The sequence below is a fragment of the uncultured Aquimarina sp. genome, from assembly GCF_947492115.1.
Taxonomy (GTDB): Bacteria; Bacteroidota; Bacteroidia; order Flavobacteriales; family Flavobacteriaceae; genus Aquimarina.
On the sequence record NZ_CANLMM010000003.1, the window covers coordinates 222,665 to 242,173 of the forward strand.

At 32.4% G+C, this 19,509-nt stretch carries 14 protein-coding genes; 5 read left to right on the forward strand and 9 right to left on the reverse strand.

Annotation, left to right across the window (positions count from 1 at the left end):
• Positions 1-4 precede the first annotated feature (4 nt).
• Both Q1A73_RS10585 and tyrS read left to right on the forward strand, forming a co-directional pair.
• Complete coding sequence (locus tag Q1A73_RS10585; RefSeq protein ID WP_299605115.1) at positions 5-745, forward strand: hypothetical protein; 741 nt, start codon at positions 5-7, stop codon at positions 743-745.
• 93 nt (positions 746-838) lie between these two features.
• Positions 839-2,134 carry a tyrosine--tRNA ligase gene (tyrS, locus tag Q1A73_RS10590; RefSeq protein ID WP_299605116.1) on the forward strand — a complete coding sequence of 432 codons (1,296 nt, stop codon included), beginning with the start codon at positions 839-841 and terminating at the stop codon, positions 2,132-2,134.
• A gap of 125 nt (positions 2,135-2,259) precedes the next feature.
• On the opposite strand, the gene Q1A73_RS10595 is transcribed toward tyrS, so the two are convergent.
• From Q1A73_RS10595 to Q1A73_RS10605, 3 genes are all read right to left on the reverse strand, one after another.
• Positions 2,260-2,709 (reverse strand): YHS domain-containing (seleno)protein, encoded by a 450-nt coding sequence (locus Q1A73_RS10595; RefSeq protein ID WP_299605119.1) that lies wholly within the window; start codon positions 2,707-2,709, stop codon positions 2,260-2,262.
• A 223-nt stretch (positions 2,710-2,932) separates the two neighbouring features.
• Positions 2,933-3,913: an acyl transferase gene (locus Q1A73_RS10600; protein WP_299605121.1), complete on the reverse strand. Its 981-nt coding sequence runs from the start codon at positions 3,911-3,913 to the stop codon at positions 2,933-2,935.
• A gap of 132 nt (positions 3,914-4,045) precedes the next feature.
• Complete coding sequence (locus Q1A73_RS10605) at positions 4,046-4,375, reverse strand: T9SS type A sorting domain-containing protein (RefSeq protein WP_299605123.1); 330 nt, start codon at positions 4,373-4,375, stop codon at positions 4,046-4,048.
• A gap of 305 nt (positions 4,376-4,680) precedes the next feature.
• Here Q1A73_RS10605 and Q1A73_RS10610 point away from each other — a divergent pair, with 305 nt between their 5' ends.
• Positions 4,681-6,087, forward strand: coding sequence for an MATE family efflux transporter (locus Q1A73_RS10610; RefSeq protein ID WP_299605125.1), 1,407 nt, complete (start codon positions 4,681-4,683; stop codon positions 6,085-6,087).
• 162 nt (positions 6,088-6,249) lie between these two features.
• Here Q1A73_RS10610 and Q1A73_RS10615 read toward each other — a convergent pair whose 3' ends face one another.
• Complete coding sequence (locus tag Q1A73_RS10615) at positions 6,250-9,123, reverse strand: CHAT domain-containing tetratricopeptide repeat protein (RefSeq protein ID WP_299605127.1); 2,874 nt, start codon at positions 9,121-9,123, stop codon at positions 6,250-6,252.
• A gap of 126 nt (positions 9,124-9,249) precedes the next feature.
• Between Q1A73_RS10615 and Q1A73_RS10620 the strand changes: the two genes are divergently transcribed.
• Both Q1A73_RS10620 and Q1A73_RS10625 read left to right on the forward strand, forming a co-directional pair.
• Positions 9,250-9,825: a sigma-70 family RNA polymerase sigma factor gene (locus tag Q1A73_RS10620; protein WP_299605129.1), complete on the forward strand. Its 576-nt coding sequence runs from the start codon at positions 9,250-9,252 to the stop codon at positions 9,823-9,825.
• Positions 9,822-10,568, forward strand: a complete 747-nt coding sequence (locus Q1A73_RS10625; RefSeq protein ID WP_299605132.1) for a hypothetical protein — start codon at positions 9,822-9,824, stop codon at positions 10,566-10,568. Before Q1A73_RS10620 ends, Q1A73_RS10625 begins: the two co-directional genes overlap by 4 nt.
• 74 nt (positions 10,569-10,642) lie before the next feature.
• Here the strand turns inward: Q1A73_RS10625 and Q1A73_RS10630 are convergent, their stop codons facing one another.
• The 5 genes from Q1A73_RS10630 to Q1A73_RS10650 all read right to left on the reverse strand — a co-directional run bounded on the left by Q1A73_RS10630 (position 10,643) and on the right by Q1A73_RS10650 (position 19,488).
• Complete coding sequence (locus tag Q1A73_RS10630) at positions 10,643-11,266, reverse strand: T9SS type A sorting domain-containing protein (protein ID WP_299606344.1); 624 nt, start codon at positions 11,264-11,266, stop codon at positions 10,643-10,645.
• Between the two features lie 628 nt (positions 11,267-11,894).
• A complete protein-coding gene (locus tag Q1A73_RS10635) occupies positions 11,895-13,076 on the reverse strand; it encodes a T9SS type A sorting domain-containing protein (protein WP_299605134.1) in 1,182 nt (393 codons plus the stop codon).
• A gap of 311 nt (positions 13,077-13,387) precedes the next feature.
• Entirely contained in the window at positions 13,388-14,590 is a 1,203-nt protein-coding gene (locus Q1A73_RS10640; protein WP_299605136.1) for a hypothetical protein, read from the reverse strand.
• 123 nt (positions 14,591-14,713) lie between these two features.
• On the reverse strand, positions 14,714-17,470 hold the full coding sequence (locus tag Q1A73_RS10645) for a TonB-dependent receptor (RefSeq protein WP_299605138.1): 2,757 nt from the start codon (positions 17,468-17,470) through the stop codon (positions 14,714-14,716).
• 854 nt (positions 17,471-18,324) lie between these two features.
• Positions 18,325-19,488 carry a multidrug transporter gene (locus tag Q1A73_RS10650; protein ID WP_299605141.1) on the reverse strand — a complete coding sequence of 388 codons (1,164 nt, stop codon included), beginning with the start codon at positions 19,486-19,488 and terminating at the stop codon, positions 18,325-18,327.
• Positions 19,489-19,509: the final 21 nt, after the last annotated feature.

A 19,509-nucleotide genomic window follows, 5' to 3' on the forward strand; every position in this document is an offset into this window, starting at 1 on the left:
TGTGATGGAAAGAACTCAGGAATTATTTGAAAAAATAGAGCTTTATTTATCAAAAGAGTTACCTGCTCAAGAGGTTATCGCTTTTGAAAAGGAAATCTCTATGGATTCTGAGCTAGAACTCGAAGTGGAAAAGCATCGCGAACTGCAACGAGTGTTAAGTGATACGGATACGCTTCTATTTAAAGAAAAGTTACATAAAATCAGTACAGAGATCAAACAAGAAAGTTCAGAAGAAAGTACTATTTCTTATTCATTATTCTGGAAAATAGCAGCTTCGATAGTAATTGTTTTTGGAGTTGGTACTTTATTATGGAATACGTTAAATACTTCAGGTGATTTTTCTGATTTATACGCTGCGTATTATGAAATATATCCTGTAGAAGATGTTATCAGAGGAAGTACTCAGGTAGAAAAAGATGTTATTATGAAAAGTTATGCAGAAGGTGATTACCAAAAGGTGATAGCTATACTTTCTGATAATACTTCATTTCCATTAACGGAACAATTTAGATTGTATTTAGGGAATAGTTATCTAAATTTAGGAAAAGAGCAAGAAGCTTTGGAGCAATTTCAGCAGATAGGTGATGATAGTAAATATTCTGAAAATGCTAATTGGTATCAGGCCTTAACTTATTTAAAGCTAAAAGATGCTGAAAAATCTTCAGCCTTATTAAAAGACATTGTTGATTTTGATGGTGTTTACAAAGAAAAAGCACAAGAGCTATTAGCTAAATTAGAAGATTAATTTTTTCAATCAGCTGATACTAATTTCTACAGTATTCATAGGGCTATATAATCCATATTTTTATCTTTGCGCCATAATTTGAACACTACAAAAATGGCTGTAAATTTTATAGAAGAACTTCGTTGGCGTGGAATGTTGCATGATGCAATGCCTGGTACAGAAGAGTATTTATTAGAGCAGATGCGTGCGGCGTATGTAGGATTTGATCCAACAGCAGATTCTTTACATATTGGTAATCTAGTACCAATTATGTTACTGGCGCACTATCAGCGTGCTGGTCATAAACCTTTTGCTCTAGTTGGTGGTGCTACTGGAATGATAGGTGACCCTTCTGGTAAATCTGCAGAGCGTAATCTTTTGGATGAAAATACACTTCGCCATAACCAGGAAGCTATAAAACTACAATTATCACAGTTTTTGGATTTTGAAAGCGATGAGCCTAACGCTGCCGTTTTAGTAAATAATTATGATTGGATGAAAGAATTTTCATTCCTTGATTTTATTAGAGATGTAGGTAAGCATATTACTGTAAATTATATGATGGCCAAAGATTCTGTAAAGAACAGGATTTCTTCAGAATCTTCTGATGGGATGTCATTTACAGAATTCACTTACCAATTAGTACAAGGATATGATTTCTTGCATTTGTATAAAGAGCATGATTGTACATTGCAAATGGGGGGTAGTGATCAGTGGGGTAATATTACCACTGGTACAGAATTGATCAGACGAATTGGAGGCGGTAAAGGCTATGCCCTTACGTGCCCATTGATTACAAAATCTGATGGTTCTAAGTTTGGTAAATCTGAAGGTGGTAATGTTTGGTTAGATGCGAAAAGAACTTCTCCTTATAAATTTTATCAGTATTGGTTAAACACAAGTGATCAAGATGCTGAAAAGTATATCAAGATTTTTACTTTTCTAACGAAAGAAGAGATTGAAAACCTAATTGCCGCTCATAATGAAGCTCCACATCAAAGAATTCTTCAAAAGAAGTTAGCAGATGAGATTACTATTATGGTGCATTCTCAAGAAGATTTGGATAATGCGATCAAAGCTTCTAATATATTGTTTGGTAAATCTACATCAGAAGATTTAAAAGGGTTGGATGAAGCTACTTTCTTAGATGTATTTGATGGTGTGCCGCAAGCAGAAATATCTAAAGATAGCATCAACAATGGTATAGATATTATTGGAGCATTAGCAGAGCATACAGAATTTTTAAAATCAAATGGAGAAGCAAGACGTGCATTGAAAGAAAACTCTATTTCTGTGAATAAAGAAAAAGTAAAAGAAGGGTATTCTATCACTTCTGATGATTTAATCAACGATCAGTTTGTGCTCTTACAAAGAGGAAAGAAAAACTATTTTGTGATTAGAGCAGTATAAAGAAACAACAAAACACATAAAAAAACAAAGCCTGCAAGAATCTCTTCTTAGCAGGCTTTGTCAACTAACCAATCAATTATTGAAAAAAACTTAACGTTCTATATGTTTATCGAGAATTTGCTCGATTATTTTTTTGCTTTTATTTTTTGCCAATTCTCATCGGCTTTATTTTTTAAGGCTTCTGCACCTTCATCATTCCATTTGGTCAATGTGTTTATTCCCCAGGAATTATAGAATAAGTACAGTTTACCATCTCTTATTTCATAGGTTTCAGGATCAATATCTACCTTTTCTGCTTTCGCTCCAATTGCGTAGGCACAGTAACCTCCATATTGCGGGACAAATTTTTCTGGATTCTTTTTAAATGCATCCAAATTTGCCTGACTTGCGAATTTATATTTCACATTGTCATGAGTAGTAGTGTATTTACTTTCTCCCTTCACAGCTTTATTATTAAAGTATTCTGTTACATCGTATCCTTCTGCGACAAAACCTTTTTTTAGATTGTAATCAATCTTCTGTGCTGTTAAGTTAGCGGCTAATCCTAAAAACAGTAAGATTAAGAACTTTTTCATTCTGAGTAATGTTTTTTTGTTGTTACACCCATTCAGTCGTAAAAAAAACAAGACATTACAATTTTAACATAATTATAAGTTTTTAATATGTGTTAATATCCAATTTGATATGCGCTGTATACTAAAACCTATACATTTATAAATACGTGTGAACACTTTCTATGTTGCATAAAAAGATCATAAAAGAATCTTAATTGTATAGAATAAAATGAGAAAAGTGAGATTACAATACCATTAGGTTACATCCTCTAATATCACTATTGTCGAATCTGCCAAGAATTTCGAAACTTCCATCTACGTAAGTTTTACCCAGATCTTGTGTGGCAATAAAGGAACAAGAATTAATATTTGCTAAGTCTATAATATTAATTCCACCCGTTTTGTTGTGTTTTAATAAAGTGAGGGCATCTTCTGGATCCCGAGTATATATTTTCATCCAAGGAGGACAATTAAAAAGACCATTGCCTCTAGAGTAGGCTTGTGATAATAATTCGGTCATTCCATATTCGCTATGAATTTTAGAAACACCAAACCCTTTTTTTAATACTTCATGTAATTCTTCTCGGACTATTTCTTTACGCCTACCTTTCATTCCTCCTGTTTCCATGATTACAATATTATCATTTAAATGGAGGGAGTGTTGCTCTGCAATATCTAAAAGTGCAAAAGAAACACCAATTACTAATACTTTCTCTTGTTTTTCTGCTAGCTGATTGATGGTTTGAATCAGTGTATCTATTTCATTAAGATAAAAGCCACTATTAGGTTTGTTACTTGCTTTTATCAATTGATCAGCCATATATACTAAGGAAGAGCCTTCTCTTTCTAAGTATGAAGGTAATAAAGCCAAAACTGTATAATCTGAAATGTCTCCGTAAAAAGAATGAAATGCCTTTCTGAAGCTGTTTTCATAAATCTTTAAATTCGTAATGTAGTGCTTGCTGGTAATACTTCCAGTGGTACCACTACTAGTAAAAATCTGTTGCACATCTGCTGGAGAACTTACAATAGTTTCTTTTTTGAAAAATTCTATCGGAAGAAAAGGTATTTGTGTAGTTCGGGTTACTGAGTTTTTTGTTATTCCTAATAAGTTGCAAAAACGTTGGTATACTTTGCAATGAATGTATTGATGATGAAAAACTCTTATGGCTATCTCTTCAAATTCTGAGTCATTTTCAATTTCAAAAATTCTGTCGGATAGCATAAATTTTTTGGTGTATTTTTGAAACAAAGGTATAAAAAAACACCCTTTATAAATAGGGTGTTTTTTAAGTATTATGGGTTATAATATGCGTTCTCTCGATATCACAAAATATAGTCTATACAGATGGTGTAATTATTGTCTAATTAATTTTTTAGAAAAAATCTCCTTACCAGATTTAATCTTCAATACATATACACCTGGTGGTAGCGCAGAAATATCCAATTGTTCTCTTGTGGTAATTACTTTAAATAAAACCGTTTTTCCTAATACATTAAAAACTCTACACGTTATTGATTTTCCAGATTTGGAAGTGATGTTTAAAACATCTCCTGTAACCGGATTTGGAAATATACTAATTTCTTCTTGATCCTTTATTTCAATGGATGATTGCGCCTGAACTCCCGTAGAAGAGGAGAGGACAAAAATGCCGATAAATATGAGTAGTAAGTAGATTTTCTTCATAAAACTTTATTTTGGGACTATAAAAGTACAATATTTTATTAAAAATAGAGTTAGGGCAACCATTTTTAAATGTTAAATATGTACAAAATAACAAATTTATTTTCACATTTATGGTATATCCTTTTCATAATTAAGGTTTTTCTTTTTTGTTGTCTCGGGAAAAAGTCTCATCTTTGTTTATTATGAAGTTATAAGGATTTATGTATACATTTATGGAAATATCGGATTCGGTATTATTAGGCTAAAAAATCTTCATTTAGTCTTATTTCCATTTTTCTCTTTTTTTTAAACATAATCCATTTTTCATGGCACACAATAAAATAACCTTAACCAAATTATTTTCTTATTTTAAAATAGCTGTAACAGGCAAAGAAAAAGAATTTTCAACCGGCAGTATTCGCAAGGCGGTATTCATGCTGGCCATTCCTATGATTCTAGAAATGATGATGGAATCTATTTTTGCATTGGTAGATGCATATTGGGTTTCTAGTTTGGGAGCAAATGCAATAGCAACCGTTGGCATCACAGAATCTGTAATTACACTTATTTATGCGGTAGCGATTGGACTGAGTATGGGCGTAACTGCTATTGTAGCAAGAAGAGTTGGCGAAAAAGATATCGAAGGCGCTTCTCAAGCAGCGGTACAGTCTATATTTCTTGGAATTGCAGTAGCAATATTTATTAGTATCGTTGGGATACTGTTTCCGAAAGAAATTTTAGCACTCATGGGGGCAGAAGCGGATCTCATAGCCGAAGGATATGGCTACACTCAGGTTTTATTAGGAGGGAATATTACCATCATGCTTTTGTTTTTGATCAATGCAGTTTTTAGAGGTGCAGGTGATGCTTCGGTAGCTATGATTGTCTTGATTGTTTCTAACGTTCTTAATATTATTTTGGACCCACTATTTATTTTTGGTTTTGGACCTATTCCAGAATTTGGAGTACAAGGCGCAGCTATCGCCACAACCATTGGTAGAGGAACTGCTGTGGTACTACAATTAATGATTTTATTCTTTGGCTGGAGCAAAATTAAAGTAACATTAAAGGATATTGTACTGCGATCTAAAGTGATGCTTAATCTGATAAAAGTTTCTCTTGGTGGAATTGGACAGTTTATTATCGGAACTTCTAGTTGGGTGTTTTTAATGCGTATTATGGCAGAGTTTGGTAGCGAAGTATTAGCAGGATATACGATTGCAATTCGGGTTTTGATGTTTACCTTAATGCCATCTTGGGGTATGAGTAATGCTGCTGCGACTTTGGTAGGACAAAACTTGGGAGCTGGCAAACCTGAGCGAGCAGAACAATCGGTATGGAAAACAGGTAAGTATAATGCAATCTTTATGGTGTTCGTTTCTTTTGTATACTTAATATTGGCCGAATATATTATCGGGTTTTTTAGTGAGGAACCAAAAGTAATTACTTATGGCGCGTTAAGTCTTCGTGTGATTGCTGCAGGGTATGTGTTTTATGCGTATGGTATGGTCATCATTCAATCATTTAATGGAGCAGGTGATACCAAAACACCAACAATTATCAATTTCTTTTGTTTTTGGGTGTTTCAATTACCGTTTGCATATATGGCTGCTATACTCTTTGATTGGGGAGCGATGGGAGTTTTTCTTGCCATTACTTTTGCAGAAGTACTCATTGCTGTAATTAGTATCATATGGTTTAGAAAAGGGAACTGGAAATCGGTGAAGGTGTGAAGGGAAATAAGCTGTTTAAAAAGTACTAAAAAGTTGTATTTATCGCTCTGAGCCGTTCGACAGGCTCAAAACAGGATCTGTTGAAGATTGACTGACAATCAAATGATTAGAAACTTCTGCGCCTATCTGCTTATAGAGGAAGCATAGTTTGACAATTATATATTACTTTTTAGATAGCTTTTTTCTTCTTTTTAGTATAAAATAGGTTAAACATAAAACTAGTATAAGTAAAACAAACCAAGTTATTGTTTTAGATATATCAGACGGAGTTTGAAGATCTATAGCTTTATTGTCTCCAAGTATATAAAAACTTCCCCAATAAAAGGGATGTGATCTTGTAATATCGGCATTTTTTAAATAGTTTAATTTAGCTTGTTGCAGCGCTTTTGATTTACTCATTTTAGATGATAAATGCGTATAGAAATTGCGCATAATCTCAGGAGTATTTTGATCAGGAACTTCCCAGTTTGTTAGTAATAAGCTTTTAGAACCAGCATATTGAAAAGCATTTCCTAGACTCATAATTCCTTCGCCTTCTGCGATTTTACCCGTTCCAGTATTGCAGGCACTTAAAACTACTAACTCGGCAGGAATATCTAAAGCAAATAACTCATGACTATATAACAAATCATCCTCAATTGAGTCATTACTTTTCGTAAAGTATAACTTAGAGTTTTCAGGATGTTCATTATCAACTTCTCCGTGTAATGCTAAATGCAGTATATTATATTGATGAGCTGTCTTTTTAAAGTTTTTTTCTATCGCCTGAGCGCCATAATAATACTGCCCATTTACAATTTCGGAAATGGCACTAATCTCTTCTCTAGTGCCAGGAAGATCTGCATCTGCGTTTCTTAGCATATTAAATGATAAGGATTCAGAATCTGTAATTTGTGTACTATCCGAAAAAGAAAAGGCCAAACATTCTTGCAATAGTTTTGAGTTTTTGTTGGAATGGTTTTTTGAAAAAAGAACATTTACAGAATTAGCATAGGATATAGCATAATCACGAAGCATATAGGGCAATTGCTTTGGATCTTTGCTAGTACTTTCTTTAGTTAATAGTAAATCAAAATTTAGATGCCATAAAGGACCATCTGGAACTATAATCAATTCATCTCCTTTTAGTTGGTGAACTATGGGTTTGATAAGTGTTGTATATAAACTTTCTGCATTATTCTTGTAATCAATAATATTTTTGGAAGTAATATGTTCTCTAAAATGCTGTATTTTCTGTGCAATATTGGGAGTGGCTATTTTAGAAACGTTGATGTCATTTTTATTTAGCGTAAAAGCATACGTAACACTATCAGCAGTAAAAAATTCAAGAATTGTAGTGTTGTTAGATAATCTTTCCTGAATTTCGGGTACTGTAAGAAATGTGTTTTTGTATTTAAGACGATAGTAGTTCGGATGATTTTGTTCTAAGAAATTGGTTAAAGAATCTTGTTTTCTTGTTATATCAAATATTTTATTTTCATAGAATCTAATTTTTGCAGTATCAGGATTTTTCGTCTGTAATTGATTAGTAATGTTTGAAGTGTAAAATGCCAGATTGGTTTTTAGGTGCTGTTCTAATAAGAGCGTTTCTTTAGACAAACCAGCGAAGTTTTTGGCTCTAGTAGTTGTAAGCAAATTTTTAAGAGTATTGGCTTTGCTTTTTTCGCTGTACTCGAAAGCTTCGAATAATAATAAAGAATCTTGTTTTATAGAATACGATAATAATTGATTTTCAATAGCGGTTGAATAAATTTCATGAATGGTATTAGAAAACAAAATTTTGTCCTTACGGTTTGGAATTGTTGGTTTAATATGTTTTATCATAGAATCAGCTGTTTTGATAGTTCTAACACAGCGAATAAGATTGCTAATTCTAGTTTTGTCTTCGGATTTTAAAAGAAGTGTTTTTGCTTTGTTATTCAGGATGGATATTGTTAACAAAGGATCATAGTTTTTCTTCTTTTTGTTGTAAGAATATGTACTTCTATCTTGAGCCTTATCAAAAAATGTTATAGACTTTTCTGTTAACCCCATTTTTTTATACAAACTAGCAATTTTATATAAAGTATATGAGGAAATATAACTGTTCTTTCCAAATGAATTTTCGATAGCCTTTAGACCTTTATTATAATATTCTAGGGCTTTTTTAAATTTATTTAAATTTGAATATGCATTTGCTATATTTAAGTATATGTCTAGTATCTCATAATTGTCGTTTTTATAAAATGATTTTATAATTTTTGATGATTTAAATAGGTAGTGTAATGCATCTTCATTTTTGTTTTTTTTAATTAATAAGGAACCTATGTTATTATAAGAATTAGCAATTGATAATTGGTTTTCTGGAAATAATTTAGTCTTTAAGTTGATAATGTCATTTTGAATTTTTTGAGCATCATCAAATTTGTTATAATTCGCATAAGAAAGAGCAAGGTTGTTACCTAAACCAATTATGAATCTGAAGTTCTTTTCTTGCATATTCTCAAGAAGGGTTAAACCATTTTTGTGATATTGTATAGATTCAGTATAAAATCCCTTTGTCTTGTAGATATTTCCAATATTTGTGTAGGTTAAGGCAATTTTTAAAGTATCTCGATTTTCAATATATATTGGAAGTGCTTTTTTGTAGTTATCAAGGGCTTTGTCGTGCATAAGTAACATTCTGTATACAACACCTTCGGATCTATAACTATTTGCTACCTTTATGCTTTTTTTACCAAATTTTTCAGTTGATAGTTTTCTGGACTTTTCGTAGTATTCTATTGCTTTTTGGTATTGAATATCCCGAAAATAAATAGAACCAATTGCATCGTAAATATTTATAATTTTATTGGAAGAATCAGTTAGATTTTGATAAATATTTAATGCCCTTTTGTAATAATACAAAGAACTATCTAATTTTTTTTGTGAAGACAGATTTTCAGCTTTTTCAAAATGTTGAACTGCAAGTGTTGAATCTTTTTTAGTTTGTGACTTAATTAATTGGAAAGAGAATAGAAATATGATTGTGATTTTTATAAGAAAAGAAGAATTCATTCGTTACCAATTTTATTGTAAAAGATGGCAAATAAATTAAATAATGACATGATTTAAGATGGACTTCGTTTATTTAATGATTTAATAATATGCTAACTGAATTTAGTTAAGGTAGAGTGAGTGTCCATGGATGACTTTAAAATATTAAAAGGAATAGTAGAAAATGATCGGGTAATTATTAAAGCTTTTTACCGAGATAATTTAAAATATATTAGAAAATATATCATACAAAATTCTGGAAATAAAGAAGATGTAGAAGATGTGTTTCAGGATGCTATGGTAGTGTTGTACGAAAAATTGTTATCCGATAATCTGGAGCTTACCGTTAGACTTAAAACTTATTTTTTTGGGATATGTAAAAACCTTTGGAAACAAAGACTAGCGAAGAAGCGTAAAATTTTTCTTACTAATACCCCTCAAGAAGGTGAAATGCAAGATACCACTATAGAAGATCTAACAAATCAAGAAAGGGGGAATTTGTATCGTAAATATTTTGTCTCGTTATCTCTGGCATGTCAGCAACTATTGGAGTTGGTTTTTGAAGATAAAAGTATGCGAGAAATTGCTGAAATCACAGGTTATTCCGAATTGTACTGTAGAAGAAAGAAATATAAATGCAAAAAATCTTTAATGGAACAAATAGAGAATGATCCATTATATGATGAGGTAAAATATGAAGATTTCATAAAATCAAGCTTATGAAACGAACAGAAGAATTATTTGATACCATAGAAAGATTTCTTTCGGATACTTTATCAGCGTCTGAAAGAGCGGATTTTGAGAAAGAATTGGATGCTAATCCTAAATTACAATTAGAAGTAGCCAGACATAAAACCCTTAAAACCGTTTTGCAAGAAAAAAAACTAGTGTCCTTTAAAAAGGAACTTACCACTATAGGTAAGGAAATTGAAGAAGAAAACAAAAATGCGAAACAAAATAACTATAGATATATCGGTATTGCTTCTGCAATTGCCGTCATCATCGGTGTAGGAGTTTTGTTATACACAAATTTAAATTATTCTAATCCAGCGGATGCATTGTATAGTGAGTATTTTAGTCCGTTTCCAGTAAATAATGAAGTTCGGTCAGGAGTATCAAAATCTTTGGAAAATATTAAGATTGCGTACAGTAAAAAATTGTATGATCAAGTGATTCTAGAATCATCCGAGATGTCAGATACCTTATTTACAGACGAAATGAAGGTATATCTTGGGAATAGCTATCTACTCGTTGATCAGGAAAAAAAGGCAATTGCCTTTTTTGAAGAAATACCTTATAAGAGTGGTTATTACGAGGATGCGCAATGGTACTTGTCTCTTACGTTTTTAAAATTAGGTGATTTACAAAGAGCTGTATCTTATGTAAAGAATCTTATCGAATATGACGGTCGTTATCGAAAAAAAGCAATTCAGCTTCTTGAGGAAATCCTAGAGCTGAAAAATTAAAAACCAGAAATCTTAATATCTTATGAAGTAGGAAGATTTCTGGTTTTAATAGCTTAAAATACTTGGAAGTTTTATTATTTCGCTACTTTGTAAGTTTTGTCTCCATTTTTAATGATATAAAAGCCTTTAGGTAGACTTTGAATTAATAATGTTTCATCTTCTTTTGTATAAATGTTTTTTTGAGTTACAGGCATTCCTTGAATATTGTAAACATTTATAATAGACATTTCTTTATTATTTGATGTAAATCTATTTAATGGAAATATACCAATACTATTTCTTTGCCTATTGAGTATGATAGGTAAAGCAATTAGGTTATTACTCAAATCACTTTCTCCTTGATCAATAATTCTTAAAAGAATATATCCAGAAGATCCTTGTTGAATAATACTAGTATTGTTAACATCAAACCATGTTATATTAACAATGCTTCCTTGATATTCAGCATTTGGATTTCTAGAAGGGATGTTTATCTCATTAATTTCACTATCATTCCTTGATTCATAGGTTTTATTCTCGGATATGTAGAATTTTAGTTTTGTAGCACTTGAAGAAGCATTTCCAATATTTTTCACTACAGGCCTCATAGATATTTCTCTACCTTGAAACGGTAGAGAATGGAATTCCCCATTATCCAAGGAATCTTCAAAATTACTATCGCAATTACCGTCATTTACACATTGGCTAGAGATAGTCATTTTCGATGTTACAAATGCGAGATCTGGTTTAGTTGGGCATCCATTATTGGATGCAGGACCAGCTTCATTAGGACAGTTGTCATCATCATTTGGAATGCCATCTCCATCACTATCACAAAATATGTTTTGAAATGTTAATTGACTTTCTCTAAATGAATCTCGATCTCCGAAAGGTTCACTTCTCAGGCTTGAAATGAAAAGATATCTTACACGGTCATCATCATCAATAAATTTATAAAGTTTTCCTATAGACAAGTTGTTGGAGGATGAAAACACTACGTTTAATCGATATCGAGATCCGCTACTGGAAGCATTTCCTGAGCACAAAATTTCTTTAGCATTGTCAAAATTAGAACCTAGGTTTCTGGTTTCGTATCCTTTTTCGATAATCTGTGAGAATGATACTGAGGATAAAAATAATGCAATAATGGTTAATAAAAATAAGTTTTTGTTTTTCATCATAAAATGGTTTTAAAATTAGATATATGTTTTTACTATCGTTAATCCATTTTATGAGAACATTGTGACCGTTAAAAAACAACTTTTTTTTAAATTTTTAGAATAAAAAACCCACTTCAAATTTTGAAGCGGGTTTTACTGTTATTAGGATAAGGTTATTTAAGTTTAATTACTTTCCTACTTTATAAGTTCTTTGATTATTTTTAATGATGTAGAATCCTTTAGGTAGTTCTTCAATTAACTTTTGTTCTTCTTGCTCATCGTTAACTGTTTTTTGTTTTACCAAAATTCCCTGAAGATTAAAAATAGCTACATTATAATACTCATTTGGCATACTACTTTTTGAGTCAAAATCAGAATCAATCGGTACAATAATTCCAATACCTCCTGATGATTTGTCTTTTATATATTTAAAGGCATATCTATTGATGTTATTACTGAATGCGGAAGGAGGCTCATTAGTTACTTCTCTCCAATCAATATGGAAAAACATATAGTAAGTAACTTCATCATATAAAGGGATTGAGCCCATATAATCAAACATGCTCTCGGTGAATTTAAATGTTTTTTCTTCTCCACTTTCTAAAACAGGAACTGTAAAATCTCTATAAACATAAGGTTGTGCTTCACCTGGATCCCAAACTGGATACGAATTTTTATTCGCAGCAATAACTACGTGTAATTCACAAGATCTATTGGTTTTACCTGCTCCTTTATTTTTAACCTTCACAGAGAATTCTGCCGATTTATTGTAATATAAAGAAGGGGTATAGGTAATATGGTCATAATTATATGTGATAGAACCGCCCGTAGATGTTTTCGTTTTGATCGTTAAATTAGCGGTTATAAGATCAGGAGGTAGAGGGCATCCGTTATTTGAAGCTGGTCCTGCTTCATTTGGGCATTCATCTTGCGTGTTAGTAACACCATCACCATCGTTATCACCGTCGGGTATTGTATAGGTATAGGTTCGTGAATTTCCTTGATACTCTGCGACTAAATAGAATTTTTTTGTGGGGTTAGTGTTGAAGCTTCTGCCATTCCAATTGTTAGCAATACTTACCCACATAGATTTTGTAGTATAAGAGCTAAATGATAGGTTGTCATCGCCTTCACGATTCCATCTGATTAAACCAATGAGGTTATTAGATGTTACAGATTCAGCATAGACTTTCAACTTAATTTCGTTATAACCATAATTTCCTCGAATGTCAAATTTGTATTTAAAACGTTGACCATTGTTCCAAGTAAAAGTTTCATTAGTAGGAGAGGTTACTTTAAAGTTTTGAATATCGACTTGCGCTTGCATCATCGACGTTAATAGAATGAATAATACATAGATTTTTTTCATTAGTAAAGTTTTAAAAGGTTTATACCATAGAGTGTCATTTGTACTACTAATGTTACGTGCTAAAAAACTCAATTAATGATTTGTTCACTTTGTGGGATTTTATTAATGTTTCCCTAAGAAAGAAATCACTTTTACTTTTCTTATAATCATGAAATAGCCTTTGATTAAAATATGTTATTAATGAACAAGAATGTATAAGATGATAATCATATGACTTTGGTTGGTGTCTAACGAATTTATATTTGTTGATTTGGGGTATAAAAAAACACCCTCTCGGAGGGTGTTTTTAATAATTATTAATTCCTGTCTTATTATAATCCAGTAGTCCAACCAGCAGTCCAAGAAGGTGCATCTGCTCCTGCTCCTGCTCCTGTTGCAGTAGCACTTTCAGTAATAGTTGCCATAGCGTAAGCTGCTTGAGCATCTGCTATAGTAATATAATCAATTCCGCTACCTGTAGTACCGTCTCCATTGTCGAAGTCAGCGTCATAAATATCAAATGCTTTAGCCGTTGTTGCGAATCTAACATTAGAAAAAGTTAATGAACCATCTAATAAGTTTGCTTCAGTTTGAGCATCATCAATTTCAATACCTTCATCTCTTCCCTCGATATAGATATTTGTAAAGTCTCCTTTAGTTCCTCTTCGGATTTTGAAACCATCATCTTCAGTTCCATCTCCATTACCAACTATAGAAACATTTGAAATAGTAGGATCAGAGTAAGGAGTAGCAGTATTATTATCTTCTAAATTGTCTGCCTCGATTCCTCTATGACCACGTCCATTGTCCATAAGAGCATACCAGTTAGTACCAGTTCCAACCCATCCTTCGGTCCAATCAAATGCGTCGTCAGTTGGATTAATTACTACAAGGTTACTAGCATTTACAGTTCCTCCGAAAAATTCGAATCCATCGTCGTCGGCATTAACTGATTGGATGAATTCTACTGTAGTTCCAGAACCAACTCCAAAGAAAGAAACTCCATTAAATTCTTTTTGACCGTTAAATACCGCTCCAGAATATTCAACTCTTAAATATCTTATACTTCCGGAATTATCATTAGCAATAGTACCTCCGTAAGTTAAATCAGAAACTTCTGCAGTTGCAGTTGCTGCTTTGTTGATAGGAGCTCTACCACATAAAACTAACCCTCCCCAATCACCTGGAGATGGGCTAGCAGCTCTAGATGTCATTATAACAGGGTTAGAAGCAGTTCCGTTAACAAAGATTTGACCACCTTGAGCAATGGCTATGTATGCACTAGTACCACCTGATGCTTCAATTCTAGTTCCTGCAGGAATTGTTAATGTAACACCATCATTTATTACAACTGGTCCTGTTAAGTTATAGGTTTCAGAAGCGTCTAAAGTGATTGCTCCTGTAGTAAAGTTTCCAGTAAAATTTGCTGGATCAATAGTCGGTCCTGTTGGAATAACAGGTCCATCATCATCGCTTGAACAACTAGCTACAAATAATCCTGCAATCGCTAGCATTGATAAAAATACTTTTTTCATTTTTTTGAGTTTAAAATTTAATTCGACATAAAACAACAACATCAGTTTTTCAATAAGTTTAACTAGATATTATGGTTGTGTTAATTATAAAATATTTGATAATTAGATATTTATATTCGTTTTTTATAGTTTGTATGTAAGAGAAAAACTAGTGTTTAATCCTTTTTTGTAAGATAGAATTAAAGGTTCGTTTGTAGGATTTTCTTGAACTCTTTCAATTTTTGGATTTAGGATGTTTTTAATCGATAATCCAAAACTTAAATTTTCAGTTAAATTAGATCTGAGAATAAAATCAAGTGTTCCTACTGCTTTGTCAACAATATTACCTCTTCCATTAGTTCCTAAAGAATAAATACGATCAGAGAAATAGTTATAGGAAACAGTTGCTAATATGTTTGCATTTGACGTGAAATCTTTAGCATAACTTAAATCCGCATTGATTAATAAATCTGATGCACCCGTTAATCCATCATCACTATTTGTGAAATTCACATTAAGATTTGTTTCTTCAACTACTTTTTCTGTGCTAAGATCTTGATCGGTTTTCATGTAAGATATGTTAAGACCTGCAGATAATTTATTGGTGAGATCTTGATCTAATTTGAATATGTTTTTTCTAATCTCTAATTCAGCTCCGAATATTGTAGCTTGATCTCCAGTATTAACATAAGAAATATCATTCGTGGAAGATGCTACGGTAATATCATTAATTGGATCTTGGATAATTTTACCAAAACCAGTTACTGAAACTAATTCATCACTATTAGGAAATAATTCCCATTTAAGATCTGCATTATAGTTTGTAGATGGATTTAAGTCTGGATTACCGAAATAAATTTGAGTTACATCTTCATATTGAAAAGGGGCTCTTTCTTTAAATTGCGGTAGGGTATATGTTTTACTCGCTGCAAATTTTAAATTTTGTTTCCCATTTAAAATATACTTTAATGATATGTTTGGTAGTATTTCTAATCTATCAAAATCATTTTCGTCTCCAATTGGTTGTAATTGAGTTTTCCATTCAATAAATTGGTAAATCTGTTCTGCTCTTACGCCAAGTATTCCAGTTAATCTTTCCGAAAGATTATATTCAACACTTGCAAAACCTGCATTTATGATTTGTTCTCCACTATAGGTTTGTGGCTCAAGTGGATTCTCAACATTTCCTCTAAAAGTACCAATATCAAAAACACCATTTGTGAAGTTTTGTTGATTAAAATAAGTATCCAAATTAAAAGGATCAACGTTCTGCTGTTGGATAATTTCAAAATTAAATTGAGTCGCTTCAAAATCTAAGAATTTAAATCTTCCACTATATCCTAAGGAGATTTTTCCTTTAAAATTATCATCTTCATCTTTCCCAAAATTATAATCAAATGTTAAGTTTCCTGTATACTCGTCTTCAGTAAGTTCTTGGAAGTATCGATGATTTTCGGAGTCTGCATTAGTACTAAAAATAAATGGAGAATTAGGATTGGTTGGATCATCTGGCTCTAAAATATTTTGCATACGATCTGGAATTATATTCTTAACATTGTTATAGGCTATACCCCAATTCAGCCCAATCTTTTCACTGAAATCGTGCTTTCCAAGTACTTGATTAATAATTAATGTAGTTCTGTTAAAAATAGAACGCCTTATAAATCCACCTCCATCATCTGCAACATCAACAATAAGGCCATTGAACTCACGATGCCTTTGTGTTGAACCATTAATTAATAAGAAGTTATATTTAATAGAATTGTTTTGGTTTAGTTTAAGACCTAGATTTGTAAGGAAAGTGGTATTTGTGTTATAGGTATAAGAATCAAAGCTTAAATCCCTAGTCGGAATAGCTTGTGCATTAACGGCTCTTTCGATTCCTTCATTGAATTCATAATCATTATTAAATGAAAGTGTAGAGAAAAAGTTCAATCTAGAATTGTTTTCTTCGTTCAAAGTGAAAGATTTTCCTCCTCTTATTGCAAAACTTCCTCCCGTTGGGCCTCTACCTTCACGATTCCAGCTGGTATCAAAATTGTAACTATTTAATGGGTTATCTGGGATATCGTTGTTACTAAATCCAGTAAAATTAGGACCATCTTGTAGGTAAAATTTATCTTCGGATATTGCATTGGTATTTGCGTTAATTCCTAATCCTACTTCTAAAAAACCTTGTCCCTTATAATTTTTTGATACAATGTCGACATTTCCTCCAGAGAAATCTCCAAATACGGTGTTATTGTACGTTTTACTTATCCCTACATTCTGTACTATGTCGGTAGAAAATATATCTAATGCTATATTTTTATTATCTGGATTGTCAGATGGGATGGGTAGTCCATTAAGCGTGGTTGAATTATAACGATCTCCTAAACCTCTTACATATATATTACCTGATCCTTCTTGTTTGGTTATTCCAGTGGTTTTAGTTACTGCTCCAGCAACATCGCTGACACCTTTTCTAGCTAACTCCTGAGCTCCGATGGCCTGTTTTATTTCTACAGCATTTTTTTGTTCTAATAATAATGCTTCTTCTCTTTCTCTACTGGTTTGTACCTTTATTACTACTTCTTCTAGTGCTGCAGCGGTAGCTCCCAGCGCAGTGTCGATTACTGTAACTTTATCCGGTTCGATAACCACATCCGGAATACGTAAGGTTTCATAACCCGTAAAACTAAATTCTAAGGTGTACGTCCCAGCGGGTACATTTGGGATTTCGTACTTTCCGTCAAAATCAGAAGAGGTTCCAAGAGTAGTTCCTAATACGACGATGTTAGCAAAGGGTAGTGGTTGGTTGTTTACTTCTTTGTCTAGAAGTGTTCCGGCGATGGTTCCGGTTTCTTGTGCAAAATTTAATCCAAGAATAAACAGTGCGATAACTGTGCAAAATTTTCTCATTTCGTGTTCTTAATAAATCTGGTACAAATAAATACGGTTTTCCAGTAAAGAATTTTACCCTACTATTATCCTTAGTTTAAGGGATTGTAATTTGTAGAACACGAGAATGAAAGTAGATTTGTGTAGCTATTTTTGGCTTTTAGTTAGAAATCTTTCAGGCTATTTAAATCGTTAAAAATCAATTATATGAAAATAATTTTGTTTCAATATAGGATCAGAAAAGATGAATTTTAATTTTGAAAAAAACTATCTTTTTATGGTTTTTTAGTTTTTTGAAAAGATTACATAAACATTATGATAATGTTAAACAGAGTATTTTAAAGATCTTTGTGTTAACAATCGCATAAAGTGAATTCATCAATACTCAATATATTTTTGTATTTTTTTGAGAATGAAGTAAGATTTTCTGTACAACGATGTGTCTCTTCTAAAGAAAATATTAAAAAATTCATTTATAGAAGATTATAAAAAATGAGAAGGCTGAAGAGAACCATTATTGTTGTTGGATAATAATGACCTTCCAGCCTTCTACGAACACGTATCGTAGTATGCTATTTAAAGAAAATAGTTTTCCCTATCGTATGTATGTATAAGAAGTTGTTTGTTGAAATTCTGAGATGTCTGATACACCAGAAAACTCGTTCTGAATTAATCGATACAAATAAAAATACTTTGTTTTAGTTACACTTTACTGGAGTATTATACTTGTATTATGAGAATGTAATCTTAGTGCTAAGAATGAAAAGAAAAGGTTAAGAAAGTAGTTTTCTTCACGACAAAAGCCGTTTAAAAATTTTAGATCATTTTTAAACGGCTTTCTTTTTATAAAATAACATCCGTAGGGATGTGGTAGTTTAGTTACGAGTCCAACCAGAGTTCCATGAATTGTAGTCTGCTCCAGTTCCGTTACCTACTCCAGAGATTACATCAGCTTCTCCAAAAGTAGCTCCTGTATCATTTTTAAGGTTTAAGGTAATATCATCAAAAGTAATATCAGTGATAGAGGTTTCGTCATTGATAACACCATTTCCAGTTTCAGTATCATCTAAATCAAAACCTTCAGCAAAACCTTCTAACAATACATTAGTAAAAGTAGCTCTTGTACCAGCACGTAATCTGATCGCTTCATTTTCATTAGAAGAACCAAGACCGTTAATTGTAAGATTTGTTACTGTTGGTGCAGACCAAAATACTGGATTAGAGTTGTTTCCGATATCTGTATTAAATCCATCTCCTTCGATTCCTTTGTCATGAGATTGTCTATGCTCGATATATACATTAGTTAATGTTCCTGTGTATCCTTCTGTCCAGTCTACAGAGTCATCTTGTGCCCCTACAACAGAGATAAAAGAAGCATTTACAGTTCCTCCAAAAAATTCTACTCCGTCATCTGCTCCTTCAAAAGCCTGGATAAATTCGATAGTGGTTCCATTTCCTACTGCATAAAAAGAGAATCCGTTATTTTCTGAAGCTGCATCTGCTGCTCCTCCAGAATATTCGATACGAACATATCTAAGGATACCAGAATTATCATCTACTACACTACCACCATATGGTAATCCTCCAATTTCTGAAGTAGAAGTTGCGTCTCCACCAACAACAGAATTTATAGGTGCTCTACCTAATAAGATAAGACCTCCCCAATCTCCAGGATTTGGAGTAGAAGTAGCAGAGGTAAATACGATTGGATTAGAAGCAGTTCCTTCGGCATTGATCACTCCTCCTTGTAATACTGCGATATATACATCAGATCCAGTTGCTGCTCTTACTACCACACCAGGTTCTACAGTAAGCGTAATACCTTCTGGTACAATTAATGCACTAGTTAGAGAGTACTCTGTACCCAACTCTAGTGTAAGATCTGATGATAGTGTTCCTCCGATTACATTATCTGTTGGATTTACCGGAGAGCCATTACCATCTATATTGATAGTAATATCCGAAGTATCATCACTTGCGCAAGCTGCAAAAAGCATAGCAATGGCAACGATTTTTAAAAGAAATATATTTGCTTTCATGGTTTTTGTTTTAATAAATTT

Excerpts from the sequence above, each read along its gene's own strand:
- Q1A73_RS10585 (WP_299605115.1), top strand. The coding sequence starts at position 5 with ATGGAAAGAACTCAGGAATTATTTGAAAAAATAGAGCTTTATTTATCA.
- tyrS (WP_299605116.1), top strand. The coding sequence starts at position 839 with ATGGCTGTAAATTTTATAGAAGAACTTCGTTGGCGTGGAATGTTGCAT.
- Q1A73_RS10595 (WP_299605119.1), bottom strand. The coding sequence starts at position 2,709 with ATGAAAAAGTTCTTAATCTTACTGTTTTTAGGATTAGCCGCTAACTTA.
- Q1A73_RS10600 (WP_299605121.1), bottom strand. The coding sequence starts at position 3,913 with ATGCTATCCGACAGAATTTTTGAAATTGAAAATGACTCAGAATTTGAA.
- Q1A73_RS10605 (WP_299605123.1), bottom strand. The coding sequence starts at position 4,375 with ATGAAGAAAATCTACTTACTACTCATATTTATCGGCATTTTTGTCCTC.
- Q1A73_RS10610 (WP_299605125.1), top strand. The coding sequence starts at position 4,681 with ATGGCACACAATAAAATAACCTTAACCAAATTATTTTCTTATTTTAAA.
- Q1A73_RS10615 (WP_299605127.1), bottom strand. The coding sequence starts at position 9,123 with ATGAATTCTTCTTTTCTTATAAAAATCACAATCATATTTCTATTCTCT.
- Q1A73_RS10620 (WP_299605129.1), top strand. The coding sequence starts at position 9,250 with ATGGATGACTTTAAAATATTAAAAGGAATAGTAGAAAATGATCGGGTA.
- Q1A73_RS10625 (WP_299605132.1), top strand. The coding sequence starts at position 9,822 with ATGAAACGAACAGAAGAATTATTTGATACCATAGAAAGATTTCTTTCG.
- Q1A73_RS10630 (WP_299606344.1), bottom strand. The coding sequence starts at position 11,266 with ATGACTATCTCTAGCCAATGTGTAAATGACGGTAATTGCGATAGTAAT.
- Q1A73_RS10635 (WP_299605134.1), bottom strand. The coding sequence starts at position 13,076 with ATGAAAAAAATCTATGTATTATTCATTCTATTAACGTCGATGATGCAA.
- Q1A73_RS10640 (WP_299605136.1), bottom strand. The coding sequence starts at position 14,590 with ATGAAAAAAGTATTTTTATCAATGCTAGCGATTGCAGGATTATTTGTA.
- Q1A73_RS10645 (WP_299605138.1), bottom strand. The coding sequence starts at position 17,470 with ATGAGAAAATTTTGCACAGTTATCGCACTGTTTATTCTTGGATTAAAT.
- Q1A73_RS10650 (WP_299605141.1), bottom strand. The coding sequence starts at position 19,488 with ATGAAAGCAAATATATTTCTTTTAAAAATCGTTGCCATTGCTATGCTT.